The following is an 18,996-nucleotide window of genomic DNA, read 5'->3' on the forward strand; positions in this document are numbered from 1 at the left end:
TCATAACGTGCGTGTCACTTTGTTGAGATGGGGCGGATTGTCCGGGTTGCGGCCGCGCGCCAGCGACAGGGCATTGGCAAGACCGTAGAAGCTCTGGATCGCGGCGATGGCGCCCAGCACCGGGTGGACGTCGCTGCGTGAGGGCAGGGTGAGCGCGGCCGGGGCGATGTCCTCGGCCATGCCGGCGGCGATCACTCTGGCGCCGCGCGCGGCAAAGTCGTCCAGCCGCTCGCGCAGGCCGGTGCGGGCGACGTCGAGCGGGGCAAGCACCAGCACCGGATCGCCCGCGCCGACCAGCGTCATCGGCCCATGCGCGACTTCGGCGCTGCTGAAGGCCTCGGCATGGAGGCTGGAGGTTTCCTTGAGCTTGAGCGCGGCCTCGCCGGCGATCGGCAGGGTCGGGCCGCGGCCCAGCACCAGCATGTCGCCGGCATCCTTCAGCAGTTCGACCGCCTGGGTCCAGTCGGCCGCGGCGGCGGCTTCGAGAACCTCGCCCGCGGTCTCGAGCGCGGCGAGCAGGGCCGCGTCCTCGCTCCATTCGGCCACGAGATGGGTGAGCGCGACGAGCGTGCAGACAAAGCTCTTGGTGGCGGCCACGCTGGTTTCGGGCCCGGCGTGCACCGGAATGACGATCTCGGCGAGGTCGGCCAGCGGCGACTGCGCGTCGTTGACCACGGCGATCACCACCGCGCCCTGCGCCTTGGCATCTTCGGCGGCGGCGAGCAGGTCGGGGCTGCGGCCGGACTGCGAGATCGCGATCAGCGGGACCCCGGCAAAACGCGGCGACGTGGCATGGTAGAGCGAGCCGACCGAAGGCGCGTGGCTCAGCGTGGGCACCCCGGCATGGGTCTCCAGCAGGAACTTGGCAAAGGCGGCGGCCTGATCGGAACTGCCACGGGCAAGGGTGGCGGCAAACGGCGGGGCCAGCGCGCGCAGGCGGCGACCGGCCTCGCGCACCAGTTCGGCATTGCGCTGCAATTGCTCGGTGCAGCGAAGCGGGGCCTCGCGGGCTTCCCGGGCCATCAGGGTCTCGCCCTCAGTGGCCTCCAGGTGCGTTTCTGGTGCGGTTAGGTCTGGCTTGGTCAGGGTCATATTGGGAAGATACCACTTTCGAATTGCGATACAAGTGGCATTAAAGTGGTTTTATTCCTCCTGACCTCATGATACCGGTTCGGTGTTCCGCAAGGGATGCCGGAGTCGCAAGCTGGGAGAAGCCGATGCTCAGGATCGAGATTGCCGCCACCGATGGCGCGGGCAGCGTCAAGGGCGGAGTCAACGAGGATTGCGTGGGCCACCATGGCAATGCCGCCTGGGTGATTGACGGGGCGACCGGCATTGGTCCCCGGTTGCTCGATGCGCCCAGCGATGCCAGCTGGCTGGCGCAAAAGGCCAATGGCCTGCTGGCCGAGGGGCTGGCGCAAGACCCCGATATGCCGACCACCGAACTGCTGCGCCAGGTCATGCGCCAATGCGGCGAGGCTTTGCAGCGCGAGCAGACCGGTCCGCGCGCCGAGGCGCACGAGCACCCTTCGGCGGCCTTCGCGATGGTGCGGGTGATCGGCGGCGAGGCGGAGATCACGACGCTTGCCGATTGCCGTGTCATTGCAAATCAGGGGCAGGTTTTTGGCAGTTCGGCGCTCGACGCCATCGAGGCGCGCACGATTGCGGCCTTGCGGCAGATCCTTGCCGAAGAGGGGGAAATCTCGCCCGAGGCGTTCAAGGCGCGGCTGCTGCCGGGGCTTCTGGCCAATCGCCGGTTGATGAACCGCGCCGGTGGCTACTGGGTGCTGGGCACCGAGCCGCGCGCGGCGGATCATGTCTGGCAGGTGCGGTTCCCGGTCCGGCCGGGCGCGCGTTTCGCCCTGGCCAGTGACGGTTTCCTGCGCCTGTTCGAACTTTTCGATGCGGCCGAGCCCGCCGATCTGCTGGCCATTTCCGGGCAGCGGGACTGGGCGCATTGGCTGGCGCGGCTGCGCGAGCTGGAAAGCGCGCCGGAATCCCTGCGGCAATTCGCGCGGGTCAAGCGGCACGACGATGCGAGCCTTGTCATCTGTAGTTGGGAGAATGACGGCTGATGCTGGTCATGGGGTACATGAGCGGAACCTCGCTCGACGGCGTCGACGTGGCGCTGCTGGAAACCGATGGGGAACGGATCGCGGCCTTCGGGCCCGGGGCGATGACCGCCTATTCGGCGGCGGAGCGCGATGCGCTGGAAAAGGCCACGCGCGATGCGCTGGCCTGGAACGGGTATGGCGCAAGGCCGCATTCGTTCGCGCTGGCGGCCGAAGTGATCGAGGCGGCGCATCTGCGCGCCGGTGAACAGGTGATCGCACGGGCCGGGCGCAGGCCCGATCTGGTCGGTTTCCATGGGCAGACGCTGCTGCACCGGCCCGAGCGGCGGCTGTCCGTGCAGATCGGCGACCCGCAGGTCCTCGCCGATGCGCTGGGCGTTTCGGTGGTTGCGCAGATGCGGCAGGACGACCTGCTGGCGGGCGGGCAGGGCGCGCCGCTGGTGCCCGCCTATCATGCCGCGCTGGCGGAGCGGCTGGGCCTTGCGGGGCCGATCGCGTTCCTCAATCTCGGCGGCGTGGCGAACCTCACGTGGATCGGCGCGGACGGGTCGCTGGTGGCGTTCGACACCGGGCCGGGCAATGGCCTGATCGACCAGGTGGTGCAGGCGCGCGGGGCCGGTCGTTATGACGAGGGTGGGCGGATCGCGGCGGCGGGCGCGGTCGACGCGGCGGTGCTGGCCATGCTGCTGGAGCACGAACATTTCCGGGGATCGGGTCCGAAGTCGCTTGACCGCTACGATTTTCCGCTCGAATGGGCGGGCGCCCGTTCGCTGGAAGATGCGGCGGCGACGCTGACGGCGTTCACGGCGGAAGCGGTGCGGGCGTCGCTGCGGTTGCTGCCGGCGGCCCCGAAAGTGTGGATCGTCTGCGGCGGCGGGAGCCACAATCCCACGCTGATGCAGGCGCTGCGCGCGCGTCTCGGCGATTGCCGGACGGCGGACGAGGTGGGCCTGCGCGGCGACTATGTCGAGGCCGAGGCGATGGCCTTCCTGGCGGCGCGCAGCCTGCGCGGATTGCCGCTGACCTATCCCGGCACCACCGGGGTCGGGCGCCCCCTCACCGGCGGCGCGATCTGGCGGCCGGACGCGGCTCTGGCCGGAGTGGTCTGAGGGGCCTCCAGAAAACTACGACCAATAAAATACCAGCGCTTTACATATCCCATACAGGTATGCATGGTGCGAAAATGTGCCGGAGCAACGAACTCCGGCGCCAGGGAAACGACAATGAGGAAGTCAAAAATGGTTAAGTTTCAAAGGACCATGGTCGCCACCACAGCGCTGGCGATTGCCCTGTCGCAAGGCACGGCGTTCGCACAGTCCGCCGATTCCGCCCCCGCCGACGATACCAGCGCCGCCGCTGAAATCGTCGTCACCGGCACCCGCATCTCGGTGGCCGGCCTGACTTCCAGCAGCCCTGTCGTTTCCACCGGCGAGCAGCAGATCAAGCTGCAGGCGGCGCTGACGGTGGAGGACTTCTCCACCAAGCTGCCCCAGCTTTCCGGCGGTGTCCGCCAGGGTTCGCAGGGCAGCGACGCCTTCGGCGCCCAGGTTCTCGAACTGCGCAACTTCGGCCAGAGCCGCTCGCTCGTGCTCATCGACGGCACCCGCGCGACTCCGTTCAGCTTCCGTAATTCGGCCGACGTCAACTCGATCCCCGCCTCGCTGATCAAGCGGGTCGACGTGCTGACCGGCGGCGCTGCCGCGGTCTACGGCGCCGACGCGGTGGCCGGTGTCGTCAACTTCATCCTCAACGACGATTTCGAAGGCATGCGCGGCACCGCGACGAGCCGCCTGTCCGAACATGGCGGCGCGCAGTACGGCGGTTCGCTGATGGTCGGCACCGGTCTTGGCGATCGCGGCCACATCGTCATCGCCGCCGACTACACCCAGCGCGACCTCATCCGCGCCGGCCAGCGCGACTGGGCGGAAACCCCGAACCAGACGATTCCCAGCATCGGCGGCGTCTTCACCGACGTGGCGAGCGGCCGCAAGTTCGGCTTCACCGACAGCGGCGAGTTCACCACCAACCCGTCCGCCACCTCGAACATCTCGAACCGCTATCCGCTGGTCTCGCCGCTCAAGCGCATCAATGCCGCGGCGCTGTTCAAGTACGAGATCACTCCGCAGATCGAGGCCTATGGCCGCGTGATGTACAACAATTCGCGCACCCAGGAGACCGGCACCCCCGGCGCCACGCCGGTTTCGGTGAACCGCACCGTCTCGATCAGCGAGAGCAACCCCTACCTCACCGACGACATCCGCAACCAGCTGACCTTCGTCAACGGCGCGGCGCAGGTGAACGTCTCGCGCTCGCTGGCCGAACTCGGCCTCATCAACTACGAGACCGAGCGTAACACCCTGCAGGTCCAGACCGGCCTGCGCGGCCCGCTGACCGGCGCCACCAAGTGGAACGTCTACGCCCAGTACGGCCGCTCGACCGAGCACACGCTGATCACCGGCGACGGCCTCGTCACCAGCTCGACGGGCGCCAACAAGTTCGATTCCATCGTCAACAGCGTCAACATCTTCGGCCCCAACCAGAGCGGGATCGCCGAAGCGCTGGGCAGCTCGATCGAAGGTTTCGACCGCAAGCGCGACCAGTTCGTGACGGCGGCGACCTTGAGCGGCACGCTGGAAGAGCTGTTCTCGCTGCCCGCCGGCCCGATCGGCTTCGCGGTCGGCCTCGAATACCGCCGCGAGACCGCCAGCATCAACCAGGACACCGCGCTGCTGACCGGCAACACCTACCGCCAGGGCGTGCAGTCGGCCTACAGCGGCGACTTCGACGTCAAGGAACTCTACGGCGAAGTGCTGGTGCCGGTGCTGCGCGACCTGCCGCTGATCCGCAAGCTGGACGTGGGCGGCGCCTATCGTCTGTCGGACTACAACATGTTCGGCACCCACGGCACCTGGAAGGTCGAGGGCAACTGGGAAGTCGACGGCAACCTGCGCCTGCGCGGCACCTACCAGCGCGTCCTGCGCACGCCGAACTTCGGTGAATTCGCCGCCGGCATGTCGTCGCTGCCGTTCAGCAGCCTGGTCACGGTCGACCGCCTGAAGCCGCGCTACGGCGGCGATCCCTGCGTGCTGGGCACCGGCGATGCGGCCCAGTGCGCCCGCTTCGGCGCCCCGGCGGTGGGTTCGGCCAACTCGACTTCGGCCAGCTACCTGACCGGCAACTACTATTATGGCGGCAACCCGGACATCAAGCCGGAAACCGGCTACACCACCACGCTGGGCGCGGTGTTCACGCCGCGCTTCCTGCCGGGCCTCAACGTCACCGTCGACTGGTACGAGCTTGACCTGCGCGGCGCGGTGGGCGTGATCCAGCCGATCGCGGCGATCACCAGCTGCTACGTCACCAACCCGACCGCCAGCAATCCGCTGTGTTCGCTGGTGACCCGCAATGCCGACGGCACCTTCAAGGACGCCTATGTCAACAACCAGAACCTGGGACGCCTGCTCCAGCGCGGTTTCGACATCTCGGCCAGCTACACGCTGCATCCCGCGTTCCTGCCGGGCGAGGGCCTGCGCCTGAGCTATCAGGGCAACATCGTCACCTCGTACCTGATCCAGGCCAACTCCACCGTTTCGGCGGTGCAGTGCAAGGGCACCTTCGGCGCCACCTGCTCGAGCGACGGCACCACGCTGGTCCAGCCCGATTACCGTCACACCGCCGGTCTTTCCTGGCTGTTCGACAAGGGCGTGATCCAGTTCGACTGGCAGCGTATCGGCAAGGTCAAGTCGAGCACGGTCGGTTCGACCGAGACGATCTCGGCGCAGAACACCTTCGACCTTTCGGCCTCCTATGAGTTCACCGACGCGATCACCTTCAGCGCCGGCATCTACAACCTGTTCGACAAGAATCCTCCTTATGTGTCGACGGGCGGTGTCTTCAACACCTTCCCCGACACATACGACATCCTCGGACGCACGATCGGCTTCTCGCTGACCGCGCATATCTGAGGAAACCCCACCCTGCGCGGCGCCCGGTCACCCCTCCTCCTCCGACCGGGCGCCCGCTTTTTTGTCGGGCCCTGAGCACCCGCGTTCAGGGCCGGGTCCGGAGACGAGTTCGATGATGTTGCCTTTCACGACGGCGGACTGGCTGGTGATCGCCGGCTATCTGCTGCTGCTGCTCGCGGGAGGCTGGATCTTCACGCCGCGCAAGACCGAGTCCGCGCATGACTACTTCCTGGCAGGCGGCAGCGTCCCCGCCTGGCTGGCGGCGGTTTCGGTGCTCTCGGCCACGCAGTCGGCCGCGACGTTCCTGGGCGGGCCGGACTACGGTTATCACGGCGACCTTACCTATCTCAGCGGCAATATCGGCGGACTGATCGGCGCGATCTTTGTCGCCAAGGTGATGATCCCGCGCTTCTACGCGATCAAGGCGACCACCGCCTACGAACTGCTGACCCTGCGCTTCAGCGAGAAGGCGACGCGCTGGGCGGGCGGCATGTTCCTGATCGGCCGCGTCTTTGCGGGCGGCGCGCGGGTCTATCTGGCCGCCATCGCGCTGGCCATGGTGATCACCGGCACGGTCGAGGCGCAGGGCATCATGATTGCCGCGGCGCTGCTGATCGTGGCGAGCGTGCTGTTCACCTTTGTCGGCGGCCTCAAGTCGGTGCTGTGGAACGACCTGATCCAGTTCGTGGTCTACCTGGGCTCGGCGATCGCGGTGCTGGTGTTCCTGCGGCTTTCGATCCCCGCCTCGACCGGCGAGATCATCCAGGGCCTTGCCCATACGCCCGAGGGCGTGAACAAGCTCAAGATCCTCGACTTCTCGCTCGACACCTCGCACCCGTTCTCGGTGCTGGCGATCGTGCTGGGGCTCTCGCTGCTCTACATCGCCAATTCCGGCATGGACCAGGACACCACCCAGCGCCTGCTCGCCTGCAAGGACGCCAAGACCGGTGCGCGCGGCCTCTATCTTTCGGTCTTCGCGACCGTGCCGGTGGTGGGCATGTTCATCGTTATCGGCCTGCTGCTCCATGTCTTCTACGACCGGCCCGACCTGATGGGCGGGGCGACGGCAGCCGCCGGAAACCAGTTCGGCGGCGAGAAGATCAGCATCTTCATGCACTACATCCTCACTCAGCTTCCCGGGGGGCTGCGCGGTCTTGTCACCGTGGGCATCTGCGCGGCGGCAGTGGCCACTACCAATTCGGCGCTCAACGCCATGTCCTCGGTGCTGGTGCAGGACTTCTACCGTCCCTGGCGCGAGAAGCGCGGCGCTGCCGCGCCCGAGCATCACTTCGTTTCCGCCGGCCGGGTGGGCATGGGCGTGATCGGCGCGGCGATGTTCGTCATGGCGGTCGTCTCGTTCTACTGGCAGCGCTATACCGACATGGGGCTGCTGGAGTTCGCGCTGCAGGTCATGGTCTTCACCTATGCGGGCCTGCTGGGCGTCTATTTCACCGCCCTGTTCACCGGGCGGGGGACGACGGGTTCGGTCATCGCCTCGCTCCTGATCGGCTTTGCCACCATCCTGTTGCTTCAGCCGGGCATCGCCCATGCCATCGGCATGCCGGCCATGCTGAGCAAACTTTCGTTCCCGTTCCAGCTTTGCATCGGCACGCTTGTCGCATTCGTCGTTTGCGCGGTGCCTGCCGGATCGGGCAAACTCATGGCTCCGGCCGAATGACGATCCCGAAATCGGGAACAAGGATATCATGAATACTGAAGCGCTCGACGCCCGTTATCTCGATCTCGACCTCTGGCCGACCGAACTGGCGGTGGAGGCTATGCTGGAAGGGCAACTGGCCGCCATCGCCGCCGTCCAGTCGCAGACGGCCGCCATTGCCGCTGCGGCCGACGCCGCCGCGGCGCGGCTCGGGGACACCGGGCGACTGGTCTTTGCAGGGGCCGGCACCTCCGGCCGGCTGGCGGTGCAGGACGGCACCGAACTCTACCCGACCTACAGCTGGGGGCCGGAGCGGCTGGTGTTCCTCATGGCCGGGGGCGCGGGCGCGCTGACCGAGGCGGTCGAAGGGGCCGAGGACGATGCCGAGGCCGGGCGGGCCGCCGTCGTACAGGACGCGATCGGCCCTGACGACGTGGTGATCGGCGTCGCCGCGAGCGGCCGGACGCCCTATACCCTCGCCGTCATCGAGCAGGCGCGCGCCGCCGGGGCGCTGACGATCGGCGTGGCCAACAATCCGGGTTCCGCGCTGCTCGAAAGCGCCGAGCACGGGGTGCTGGTGAAGACCGGCAGCGAGGTTGTCGGCGGGTCCACCCGCATGAAGGCGGGCACCGCGCAGAAGGCGGTGCTGAACCTCTTGACCACCGCGATCATGATCCGCTTGGGCCTTGTCTATCAGGGGCGCATGGTGGCGATGCGGATTTCCAATGCGAAGCTCTTGCAACGCGGCAGAAACATGGTCCAGGATATTGCCGGGGTAGAGGCCGATGCCGCGGAGCGTGCGCTGGCGGCGGCGGACAACGACATCCGGCTCGGCGTCATCGCCGCGCTGGGCGTGCCGGTGGCGGAAGGCAAGGCACTGCTCGATGTGCACAAGGGCAATCTGCGGCACGTGCTGCAGGTGCTCGAAACGCGGGACTGATCGACGATGCGTGACATTGCCTGGACCCGCAGCGAGGAGGGCACGCCCCTCTACCTGCAACTCGCCCGCAGCCTGCGTGAACATATCAACAGCGGGGCGATCGATCCGGGCAGCGCGGTGCCATCCGAGCGCGAGCTGAGCGAGATGGCCGGCCTCTCGCGCGTCACGGTACGCAAGGGCATCGAACAGCTGATCGGCGAAGGCGTGCTGGTCCGCAAGCAGGGGTCGGGCACGTTCGTTGCCAAGCGGATCGAGGCGCCCGGCGCGCGTCTCAGCAGCTTCAGCACCGATGCCCGACTGCGCGGCGAGGATCCGGGCGTCGTGTGGATCTACAAGTCCTATGCCCAGCCGACCGAGGAAGAGGCCGCCGCGCTCGGCGTGCCGGTGACGGCGCGGGTGGCGCGGCTTGGCCGCGTCCGCCTGTCGGGCGGCGAACCGCTGGCGATCGAGCATGCGGTGATCCCGGCCGAGTTCATGCCGGATCTCGAAAGCCTGGGGGACTCGCTCTACCAGGCGCTCGAGACCCATGGTTTCTGTCCGACGACCGGAACCCAGCGCGTCCGCGCCTCGCTGGCGACGCCGACCGAGGCGGGCATCCTCTGCGTGAAGCAGAATTCCGAAGTCCTGCGCATCGAACGCACGACCCGCATTCCCGATGGCCGCATCGTCGAGTTCACCCGCTCGGTCTATCGCGGCGACCGCTACGAGTTCGTGACCGACCTCAAGGAACTGTGAAAACGCGCGCCCGCCGGGGTTTCCGGCGGGCGCGCGCCGGTCTCAGTTGACCGAATTGGTGACGGCGACGACCGAGAACGCCGCGCTCGATACCGTGTTGATGAACTTCTGCAGGTCGACCGCCGGCGCATTCGAGACAAACAGCACGTCGCGATCCTCGATGGTGAAGTCCTGCGCCAGGAACAGGCTCTGCGCTTGCGACATGTCGAGGCGGTAGATCACCGGGACCTTGCCGTCGCGCGTGCGCCGGGCGGTTTCGGCCATGGCCGGGGCGAGCGCGGCGGGGTCTTCAAGACGGAACACGAAGACGCCGCGGACATTGGCCTGCTGGTCGATCAGCCCGCCGACCCGGCCGAGCGCCTGCGCCAGCGAAAGGCCGCCGCCCTCGAAGGGTACTTCGGAGCTCCGGCTCACCGCACCCAGCGCGATGAAGCTGTAGGGCTGGAACATCACGGTCAGCACGTCGCCAGGCTGGACGATGATGTTCTGCTTGGGATCGCGCACGACGGTGTCCAGCGGCATGCGCGCCACGGCGGTGCCGCGGGCGAGCTGCAGGGTGGTCTTGCCGACCGGCTGGCGCGGGCCGCCGCTGCTGGCGATGATGTCGAGCAGGCGCTCGCCCCGCGCGGTCAGCGGTACGCGCCGGCTGGCGCCGACTTCGCCCAGCACGGTGACCGTCCGCGCCTCGTTCTGGACGAGGCGCACGACGACCTGCGGATCGTGGGCGCGCCCCTTGAGGCGCGCGGCGATGGTGCGCTCCACCTCGGCCGGCGTGCGGCCGAGCACCGGCACCTGGCCGACAAAGGGGATGGTCACGGTGCCATCCTCGCCCACCATCTGCTGGGGGATCGCCGCGCCCTGGGCAACGGCCATGCCGGTCTCGACCCGGGCGCTGCCGAACAGCACCGCAGGCGGTGCTTCCCAGACGCCGATGTCGAGCACGTCGCCGGTCCCGATCACCGTGCCGACCGGCGTGCCCGTGCCGAACAGGTCGGAGAAGTGCCGCGACTGCGCGTAGTCGCGCCCCCGCCCGATCACGGCATCGCTGAGGTCGACGACGTGGATGTCCGCGTCGGCCTGAGCGGTCTTGCCATGCGCGGTCTTGCCCGCGGCCTTTCCAGCCTCCGTAATCGCGCCGGTGGACGGGCCGGAACTGCCGAAACTGGCGCAGCCCGACAAGGCGGCAAGGCCCAGCGCCACGGCGGCGGGGCGCAGGAGCAGGGCCACACGGCGGCAGCGGCTGGCGGGGACTGTCACAGGAACCTCCGGTAGAGTTCGTCAAGGCGGGCGCGATAGGCCTCGGGCGCGAATTTTCGCGCCTGGATGAGGCCCCTGCGGCTCAGTTCCGCGCGCAAGTCGGCATCGGCGCAAAGCGTGCGGATGCCCTGGCAGATCGCGGCGGTGTCATAGGGGTCGACCATCAAGGCGGCATCGCCCGCGATCTCGGGCAGCGAGGCGGTGTCGGAGCAGAGCACCGGCGTGCCCAGCAGCATCGCCTCCAGCGCCGGCAGGCCGAAACCTTCGTAGAGCGAGGGGAACAGCACCCCGCGCGCGCCCCGGATCAGGGTGATGAGCATGGGGAAGGGCACATAGGGCAATTGCACCACGCGCTTGCGTGCCTTTTCGCCCAGCTTGCCTTTCTGGTTGAGGACCTGGAGTTCCTGATCCGACTTCCACGCCTGCGCGCCGATCACCAGCAGCGGCACGTCGACCTGGCTGGCGAGATAGGCTTCGAGCAGGCGGCCGATGTTCTTCTTGGGTTCGATCGAGCCCCAGAACAGCAGATAGTCGCGGTAGCCGAGGTCGGCAAAACCCTCGACCTCGCGGGCCACCTGATCCTCCGGCTTGTCGCGCAGCGCGGCGGGGATGTCGACCGACTGGTAGGTATTGGTGATCCGCTCCGGCGCAATGCCCGCCACTTCGACGAGGTCCCGCCTGGAGCATTCGGACACCGTGACGAAATGGTCGGCGCTGCGGTCCAGCTTGCGGATCAGCCGGAGGTAGGCGCGCTTGTCGTCGAGCGTGGTATAGGGCAGCCGCAGCGGCACCATGTCGTGCAGCGTGTAGATGTTGGGCCGCCCGGCCAGTCGCAGCGGCATCGGGTAGGTCCAATGCGCGAGATCCGGCATTTCGGGCGGTTTGATCGCCGACAGCTTGCCCCACAGCTTGAAGGCGCTCTGGGCGCGGCGGAACACGTCGGGGGCGTTGAACACCCGGTCGTAGTGGGGAAGCCTGGAGGCAAAGGTGCGGGTGACGACCTTGCCGGTGGTCGGCACCGCACGCGCGGTCTGCCCCAGCGGCCCGCGCAGGGCGTAAAGGCACTGCTCCAGCGCGTTGCCCCACGTGCCGGGATGGCGCTGGGCGTCGGTATCGAAGAACGAGACCTCGCGCAGCAGCGGGTCCGGGGACATGTTCGAGCGGTTGCCGTAGAGCACGGCGACCTCGTGGCCGATGCGGCCGATCTCCTTGCTGAGGTTGCGGGCATAGGTGGCGACCCCGGTGCCTTTCTGGAGGCTGAGGTTGTAGCCGTCGATGAGGATGGTGCGGGTGCTTGCGGTCATGACTTGAACTCGGGTGTTTGCGCCTGTTGCAGGGCCGCCTGGGTCAGCGGCCAGTCGGCGAAGCCACCGGCGGCGAGGAGGTGCCGCCAGGCATCCTCCATGCCGGTGATCGCCTGCGCGGCGGCAACCATGCGGGGCAGGTCGGCGGGAGCGAAGGCGACGGCGCAGAGCGCGCGGATCCAGTCCTCGCCCCCGCTGGCGCCTGCGCCTGCGCCTGCGCCGCCCTGCGTGCCGGAGTTCGCGGCTACGGCGCGGGAATCGCGGATCATCGCGGCCAGCAGCGCGTCGCAGGTGGCATGGGTGCGCAGCAGCCGGGCGCGGTCGCCGTCGCTTATTCCGATCTGGGGCTCGCAGCGCCACACGGCGCGGGCAAGGAGGTCGATGTCCGCCTGTCCCGGCGCCTGCCCCGCCACCTCGCCCTTGCGGTAGCGCCCGGGCGGCGCGGCATCGATGTCCAGCCCCTGCTGCGCCATGACGAAGGCGAGGTGCTCTTCGACGTCCTGCACCGGCTCGCCCAGCGCGCAGGCGGTGCGGTAGGAAATCTCGGCGCGTTCGAACAGGCCCTGTTCCTTGCTGACATGGCCGTGCTGCACCCAGTAGGAGCGCTGGAAGGGATAGAGCGCAAGGGCGGCGGCATAACGCCCGGCCGCCTCGTCCCAGGCCCTGGCATCGCGGCGCCAGTCCCCTTCCATGACCAGCGCGCGGAAGCGCTCGTCCTGCAGGGCCCGGTGCTGTGACACCTCGATCAGGGCGCTGCGACCGGGGGCAATGCCGTGGCTTCCGGGCAGCGATAGGCTGGCCTTGCGATTGCCGAGGCCGATGTGTTCGCGGAAGTCCTCGTAGGCCTCGTCGAAGTCCTCGTAGTGCGCGAGGTGGCCCTGGTGCAGCACCGCAAAGCGGTTGCAATGGTCGCGCACATAGGCGGCATCGTGGGAGATGATCACCATCGCCCGGTCGCCGCGCTTGCCGAACAGTTCGTGGTTGCAGCGGTCGTGGAAACGCGCGTCGCCCACGGCGCCGATCTCGTCGATCAGGAAGCAGTCGAACTCGATGATCATCGAGATCGCGAAAGCCAGCCGCGCGCGCATGCCCGAGGAATAGGTGCGCACCGGCTCGCGCAGATAGGCGCCGAGTTCCGAGAATTCCTCGACGAAAGCGAGGTTGCGGGCAAAGTCCTGATCGTAGATGCGGCTGATGAAGCGGATGTTGTCCACCCCGGTCAGCATCGTCTGGAACGCGCCGCCGAAAGCGAGCGGCCAGGAGACCGACATGGTGCGTTCGATGCGGCCGGAGGTCGGCCGCTCGGCGCCGCTGATCAGGCGCATCATGGTCGACTTGCCCGCCCCGTTGCGGCCGAGCACGCCCAGCCGCTCGCCCATGTGCATTTCAAGGCCGATCCCGTCGAGCACGACATTGTGCCCGAAGCGCGTCCGGTAGACCTTGCGGACGTCGGTGAGGCGGATCATTCGGGCACCACCCGGGCCGAGACCCAGCGCACCGCCAAGAGTCCGGCGAGCGTCAGCACGAGGCTAAAGGGGATCACGTAGGCGAGATCGTAATGGGCATGGGCGCGGGTCCCGAAATAGCCCTCGCGCACGATCTCGGTGCCGTGGACCATCGGGATGTAGAGCACGTAGTCCTGCGCGATCTTGGGCAGGGCGTCGACCATGAAGGCGGCGCCGGACATCGGGAACAGCAGGTAGGAGAAGGGGTGCCACAGCTTGTCGACCAGCTCGCTCTCGTGCGAGAGCGCGCCCAGCGTGACGGCCAGCGCGCCGCCGAACCAGGCGATCAGCAGCCAGCCGCCCGCCACTTCCAGCACGTTCTCGGGCGGCTTGAGCCAGCCGACCGAGATGAACAGCAGGCTGAGCGTGGCGAACGAGATCGTCGCCCCGCCGAATTCGAGGATGACGCGGGCGGCATAGATGTCGAACACGCGGATGTTGCGGTGGTAGAGCAAGGACAAGTTGCTCCACAGCGCGCCGATGCAGCGCCCCGGCATGTTGCGCCAGAGCAGGACGCTGGAATAGCCGGTGAGCGCGAAGGCGACGATCGGCAGGTCGCTGCCGTGGACCGACTTGGTGGCGGTCCACAGCGCGGTGACACCCAGCGTGAACATCATCGGTTCGACAAAAAGCCAGAGAAACCCGATGTTGTGGCGCCCGTAACGGGTCAGCATCTCGCGGATCAGCAGGGCGCCGAGGACACGCCGCTGGATGCTGAGGCTCTGGCGCAGCGAAGGGGGCGGCAGGGTGTGCGGGGCACTGTCGGTTGCGCGCGCCATCAGTCGCGGTGCTCGCGAATGCCGACCAGCAGCGTCGACAGCACGCCCCAGGCGATCAGGCCGAGCAGCAGGGCCGCGAAGATGCCGATCACGCGGCGCGGCTCCATGGCATAGTCCGGCGTGCTGGGATCGGCGATACGCTGCACATAGGCACGCTTGCGGCTGGCGTCGTTGCGCGCGTCCTGCAGCGAGGCGAGCGCGGTGGCAAGCTGCTTGCCGGCGATCTCGCTGTCGAGCTGCAGTTCCTGATAGCGCGCGGCAGTGGCCGAGAGCGACTTGCGGCCGCCGGCGATGCCGCTGGTCTGCTGGTCGATCTCCGCCTGCAATGCGCGTTCCTGCGTGCGCAAGTAGGGGATCTGCGAGGCCTCGGGGGTGTAGCTCTGCAACTGGCTGAGCTGGGTGCGCACCGAGAGCAGTTCGTCCTGCAACTTGGAGATCATCTGCAGGCGGACCGCGGCTTCCTTTTCCGGGTCGATCACGCCCTCGTCGTTGCGATAGGCAGCCAGCGCGCGGGCGGCGCTGCGGGCGCGCTCCTGCGCCGCATCCGCTTCGGCCTTCGCGGCGGCGACTGCATCCGCCCGCGCGCGGTCCGACAGGCGGTTGACCAGTGCCTCGGAGCGTTCCAGCAAGCGTTCGTTGATCGCGTGCGCCTGCTTCGCATCGTAGGCCCGCACGGTGAGGTAGACCACTTGCGTGGTGGTCTCGTTCTCCACTTTGACGCGCTTCAGGTAGTATTCGTAGAAGTGCTCGCGGTCACGCTTGCCGCCGAAGCCGAACCGGTCGAGCCAGAAGATCGCGGGCGCGGTATAGGCGCGGGTCAGGAGGCCGTCGCTGTCCGCTTCCTGCAAGGCCAGGCGCGAGCCGAGGTATTCCTGCACGGCATTGCTCTCCTCGCTCGCCGCGCTGAGCCCGCTGCCGCCCAGCATGAGGCCGAGCGGGGACATGCTGCTTTTGTTGGCGCTGCGCACCACGAAGCGCGATTCCGAGATGTAGACGTCGCTGGCGAAGACGCCGAAATAGAGGATCGCCAGCAGCGTCGGGATCAGGACGGTGCACAGGAAGATCGGTTGGCCGAGTGTTTTCAGGCCGGACTGGAGGCGGGACAGCGCGGTATCCTTCATCGTCGAACGGGGGGGCAGGGGATCGTACGCGGTGTGCGAACTCAGGGTGTCCATGCGTCTTTCACTCCGCGTGCGCGGGGGCGGTGCCTAGCGCGGAAAGCCAGGTCTCGACGCGGTCGAAATGGCTCTCCCATGTCGGGGGGCGGAACCGCGCCATGGCGGCGTGCTGGCGGTCGTGCTCGGGGGTGCCGGGGGCAAAGCCGGCGATGGCGGTTTCCCAGTGCAGGCTGGCGTTCACCGGCAGGAGCGTGGGGATGCCCTGGCCGACTTCGTGGAAGCAGGGCAGGTCGCTGGCGATGACCGGCGTGCCCGCTTGCAAGGCCTCGACCATCGGCAGGCCGTACCCTTCGGCGAGCGTGGGCAGGAGCAGCGCGGTGGCCGCGGCCAGCAGGCGCGCGACCTCGTCGTCGCCGCAGCGTTCGAGCAGGGTCACCCGTCCGTTCAGCGCCGGATGGCCAGCGAGGCGACGGCGCACCGGATCGGAGCCCGCGCCCCACTGGCCCGCGATCACCAGTTCGGGGGCGTGCTCGCCGAGCCTGTGCACGAGCATGCTCCAGACATCGAGCAGAAAGCCGTGGTTCTTGCGGCTTTCGATGGTGCCGAGGCACAGGAAGAACGGGCGGCGAAGAGCGCTATGGGGAGACGTGCTGGGGGAAGGCGCGCTGGAGGCAGGCGCGGCGAGGCGCTGTCCGGCGATGGGCGCCACCAGCACCGGCGGCACTTCCAGTCCTTCGAGGCGGGCAAAGTCCCGCAGGTCCCGCGCAACCGCCGCGGTGCTCACGACAATGCCCGTGCCGTGCCGCAGCGCCCCCAGGACCCGCCCCCGGTGGCGGCGGACGGCATGGGGGCGGCAATGGTCCGCGTGAGTCAGCGGGATCAGGTCGTGCAGCAGATAGGCGCTGCGCAGCCCGGCCGAGCGGGTCCAGCGCTGGTGGCTGGCAAGGTCGAAGTCGGTGTGGTTGACGTTGAGGTAGATCGTGCCGTGGGCGGGGCGCGGTGTCCGGCCCCAACCCCAACTCCAGCCCAGCGCGCGGGGCGCGAAGGCGGTCATGCGGCGGCGAAAACCGGCGTCGCTGCCCAGCAGGAGGTCGAACAGCTCGCGCGAATGGGGCCGGTCCAGCACCCGCACGACGCCTCGGTGCTGGACGACGGCCTGCGCGCGCAGGGCAAAGCGTCGCAGGTAGGCCTGGCCGACGCGGTCGATCCCGGTCGGCAAGCGGCGCGACCAGCTGCGCGCGATCAGCCGCGTGACGTCGAGCAGCAGGGGGCGGTCCTCGGTCATCGCCGGATCAGGCGCCTGCCTGCGAGGGAGCGGCCATTCCGGCTGTTGTCAGGCCGGCTGCGGCCATGGCGGGGCCGCGCGCGCCAGCCCTTGCGTAGATCCCGGGAAGTTCGCGCGCCACCATGCTTTCGGCAAGGGCGTGCATGGCGGCATCGTCGACGTCGATCCACCAGGCGGAGCCGATGTCCATGGTGGCGGCGCGGCCCCGGTCGGCCAGCACCTGCATGCCGTCCGACAGGCTGCCCGCCCGCCCGGCGGCGATCGCCGCGCCGATGGCTTCGGCCAGTTCCGGCGTCGCGAGGAAGGCGCCGCAATCGACGGCATCGTAGTCGGCGATCGTCTTGCCGATGCGGGCGATCCTGTCGTCCTGGCCGAGGCGCACCCAGGTGGCATCCTCGGGATCGACCATGGGGCTGTCGGTGCGGCGGTCGATCGCCAGCGTCACCCCGTGCTCGCGCCTGCCGGTCCGTGCCAGCCCGGCAAGGATCGGCGCGGAGAAGATGTGGTCGGCCATCATCAACAGGTAATCGCCTTCGATGGCAGCGGCGCCCGCCAGGACCGACCATCCGTTGGGACGCGACCAGTCCCCCACGCGGCGGACATCCAGCAGGACGCCCGCGCGCGCGGCGATGGCGGAAAGCGCGGCCTCGAGGCGGTCCGCTTCGTGGCCGGTCGCCACGACCACGCGTGCCACCCCGGCCGCAGCCGCCTGCCGCATGCCCAGTTCGATGAGCGGGATGCCGGCTACCGGCGTCAGCGGCTTGGAGGAACCCAGCTGGCGCAGCCTGCTGCCGTAACCGGCCGCGAGGATCAGCGCGTCCCTCGGGGGGCGGGGCGCGCCGAGGGTCATTCGGCGGCCCGCAGCTCTTCGTCGAGATAGCTGTCGAGCAGGCGCATCGCCGTCTCGTCGGCGAACTGCTGCGGCGGATGCTTGCAGAAGCTGGCCGAGGGGGCGATCAGCGCGCCGCTCTCGCCGCGTTCGAGCGCCAGCTTGCAGCAGCGGATCGCGTCCATCACGCAGGCCGCGGCATTCGGGCTGTCCTCGACCGAGAGGCGCAGTTCCAGGTGCATCGGCACGTCGCCCCACTGCACGCCTTCCATGCGCAGGAAGCAGATCTTGTTGTCCTTCTGCCAGGGAACGTATTCCGACGGGCCGATAAGGATATTCTCGTCAGCAAGCCTATGCGCCAGCGCTGCCTGTACGGCTTCTGTCTTCGATTCCTTCTTGCTCGACAGGCGTTCTCTGTCGAGCATGTTCATGAAGTCGGTATTGCCGCCGGTATTGAGCTGGTACGTGCGCTCGGTGGTCACGCCCCGCGCGGTGAACAGGCTCGAAAGCGTACGGTGGACGATGGTGGCGCCGACCTGGGCCTTGATGTCGTCGCCGACGATGGGCAGGCCGCGTTCGCGGAAGCGCGCTTCCCATACCGGGTCGCTGGCAATGAAGACGGGAATGCAGTTGACGACGCCGAGCCCGGCCTCGAGTGCGCATTCCATGTAGAATTCACTGGCCTTCTGCGAGCCGACCGGGAGGAAGTTGATCAGGATATCGGCGCCCGAGGCGCGCAGCGCCGCGACGACGGCGGCCTGGTCGGGTTCCGCGGCGTCCGAGACGATGAAGCCGCGCGGCCCGGCCGTGGTCATGTGGCGCGCGACACCGTCCAGTGCCACGCCCTTCATGACCGTCACCCCGGTCGCGGGCACGTCCCGGTGGAACACGGTGGTGTTGTTCGGGGCCGCGAAGATGGCATCGGCAAGGTCCAGGCCGACCTTGCGGGCATCGATGTCCACTGCCATGACGAACTCGACGTCCGCCGCGCCGTAGCCGCCGATGCGTTCATGGATCAGGCCGCTGCTCGATCCGGTGGCTGCATAATGGGCCACACCCTGAATCAGCGAACTGGCGCAATTGCCTACACCGATTACCGCGACCTTGATTGCTGTCATTGCAGGCTTAACTCCAGATCATATCAATGTGAATTCTGTATGGGTTGACGTCTGATTCAAATTGGAATGGCAGATGTCTGAATAGTGCACGTAATTTTAGGGTCGTGATTCGCGAAGACGAGGGGGAAACGCCCCGGGCACCGCTCGCGATCGGCGTGATGGCCATCCAGAAGAGGCGCGATGAACATGCTTGCCGTTTCCTGCCGTGATCCTGCCCTGAGGGATGAGGGCGTCAGTTCACGTGCGTGTTTCGATAGTGTTTCATCGGTTCGTCTCTTGTCGGCCCGGATTAGGGTAATTGTCGGTATTGTGTTGCAATGCTTCCGGCGGGGTTTCGAGGGGATGACGGAGCCGTTGCCGGACAGCCTTGAATTTAATTTCCGGTGATGTTTTTGTGATGCGCTTGCTTGCAGCGGCCTGATCCTGCTGCCA

15 protein-coding genes are annotated in these 18,996 nt (G+C 67.9%); 6 read left to right on the forward strand and 9 right to left on the reverse strand.

Annotated features, from left to right (window positions below):
* Positions 1 to 1,023, reverse strand: coding sequence for an SIS domain-containing protein (locus DM450_RS18950; RefSeq protein WP_260610561.1), 1,023 nt, complete (start codon positions 1,021 to 1,023; stop codon positions 1 to 3).
* Positions 1,024 to 1,217: 194 nt separating this feature from the next.
* Between DM450_RS18950 and DM450_RS18955 the strand changes: the two genes are divergently transcribed.
* The 6 genes from DM450_RS18955 to DM450_RS18980 all read left to right on the forward strand — a co-directional run bounded on the left by DM450_RS18955 (position 1,218) and on the right by DM450_RS18980 (position 9,369).
* Positions 1,218 to 2,075 (forward strand): hypothetical protein, encoded by an 858-nt coding sequence (locus tag DM450_RS18955; protein WP_142638235.1) that lies wholly within the window; start codon positions 1,218 to 1,220, stop codon positions 2,073 to 2,075.
* Positions 2,075 to 3,181: an anhydro-N-acetylmuramic acid kinase gene (locus tag DM450_RS18960; protein ID WP_142638237.1), complete on the forward strand. Its 1,107-nt coding sequence runs from the start codon at positions 2,075 to 2,077 to the stop codon at positions 3,179 to 3,181. Before DM450_RS18955 ends, DM450_RS18960 begins: the two co-directional genes overlap by 1 nt.
* 129 nt (positions 3,182 to 3,310) lie before the next feature.
* Positions 3,311 to 6,037, forward strand: a complete 2,727-nt coding sequence (locus DM450_RS18965) for a TonB-dependent receptor domain-containing protein (protein ID WP_142638239.1) — start codon at positions 3,311 to 3,313, stop codon at positions 6,035 to 6,037.
* Between the two features lie 112 nt (positions 6,038 to 6,149).
* Positions 6,150 to 7,715 (forward strand): sodium:solute symporter, encoded by a 1,566-nt coding sequence (locus DM450_RS18970; protein WP_142638242.1) that lies wholly within the window; start codon positions 6,150 to 6,152, stop codon positions 7,713 to 7,715.
* A gap of 28 nt (positions 7,716 to 7,743) precedes the next feature.
* The gene (locus DM450_RS18975; RefSeq protein ID WP_185928824.1) at positions 7,744 to 8,634 is read left to right on the forward strand and encodes an N-acetylmuramic acid 6-phosphate etherase; all 891 of its coding nucleotides are present in this window, start codon (positions 7,744 to 7,746) and stop codon (positions 8,632 to 8,634) included.
* Between the two features lie 6 nt (positions 8,635 to 8,640).
* Positions 8,641 to 9,369 carry a GntR family transcriptional regulator gene (locus DM450_RS18980; RefSeq protein ID WP_142638244.1) on the forward strand — a complete coding sequence of 243 codons (729 nt, stop codon included), beginning with the start codon at positions 8,641 to 8,643 and terminating at the stop codon, positions 9,367 to 9,369.
* 42 nt (positions 9,370 to 9,411) lie between these two features.
* Here DM450_RS18980 and DM450_RS18985 read toward each other — a convergent pair whose 3' ends face one another.
* Genes DM450_RS18985 through DM450_RS19020 form a run of 8 tightly spaced genes read right to left on the reverse strand, consistent with a single transcriptional unit; the run spans position 9,412 to position 18,564 of the window.
* Positions 9,412 to 10,626 carry a polysaccharide biosynthesis/export family protein gene (locus DM450_RS18985; protein WP_142638246.1) on the reverse strand — a complete coding sequence of 405 codons (1,215 nt, stop codon included), beginning with the start codon at positions 10,624 to 10,626 and terminating at the stop codon, positions 9,412 to 9,414.
* Complete coding sequence (locus tag DM450_RS18990) at positions 10,623 to 11,930, reverse strand: glycosyltransferase family 4 protein (protein WP_142638248.1); 1,308 nt, start codon at positions 11,928 to 11,930, stop codon at positions 10,623 to 10,625. The genes DM450_RS18985 and DM450_RS18990 overlap by 4 nt, the downstream gene beginning before the upstream one ends.
* Complete coding sequence (locus DM450_RS26485) at positions 11,927 to 13,396, reverse strand: ABC transporter ATP-binding protein (protein WP_142638250.1); 1,470 nt, start codon at positions 13,394 to 13,396, stop codon at positions 11,927 to 11,929. Before DM450_RS26485 ends, DM450_RS18990 begins: the two co-directional genes overlap by 4 nt.
* The gene (locus tag DM450_RS19000) at positions 13,393 to 14,214 is read right to left on the reverse strand and encodes an ABC transporter permease (protein ID WP_142638252.1); all 822 of its coding nucleotides are present in this window, start codon (positions 14,212 to 14,214) and stop codon (positions 13,393 to 13,395) included. Before DM450_RS19000 ends, DM450_RS26485 begins: the two co-directional genes overlap by 4 nt.
* Positions 14,214 to 15,389 (reverse strand): hypothetical protein, encoded by a 1,176-nt coding sequence (locus DM450_RS19005; protein WP_260610563.1) that lies wholly within the window; start codon positions 15,387 to 15,389, stop codon positions 14,214 to 14,216. The genes DM450_RS19000 and DM450_RS19005 overlap by 1 nt, the downstream gene beginning before the upstream one ends.
* Before the next feature lie 7 nt (positions 15,390 to 15,396).
* On the reverse strand, positions 15,397 to 16,617 hold the full coding sequence (locus DM450_RS19010; protein ID WP_142638254.1) for a glycosyltransferase: 1,221 nt from the start codon (positions 16,615 to 16,617) through the stop codon (positions 15,397 to 15,399).
* Between the two features lie 7 nt (positions 16,618 to 16,624).
* Positions 16,625 to 17,467, reverse strand: coding sequence for an NTP transferase domain-containing protein (locus DM450_RS19015; RefSeq protein ID WP_142638256.1), 843 nt, complete (start codon positions 17,465 to 17,467; stop codon positions 16,625 to 16,627).
* A complete protein-coding gene (locus DM450_RS19020) occupies positions 17,464 to 18,564 on the reverse strand; it encodes an inositol-3-phosphate synthase (protein WP_142638258.1) in 1,101 nt (366 codons plus the stop codon). The genes DM450_RS19015 and DM450_RS19020 overlap by 4 nt, the downstream gene beginning before the upstream one ends.
* Positions 18,565 to 18,996 lie beyond the last annotated feature (432 nt).

Source organism: Sphingomonas sp. IC081 (assembly GCF_006874585.1).
Lineage (GTDB): Bacteria > Pseudomonadota > Alphaproteobacteria > Sphingomonadales > Sphingomonadaceae > Novosphingobium.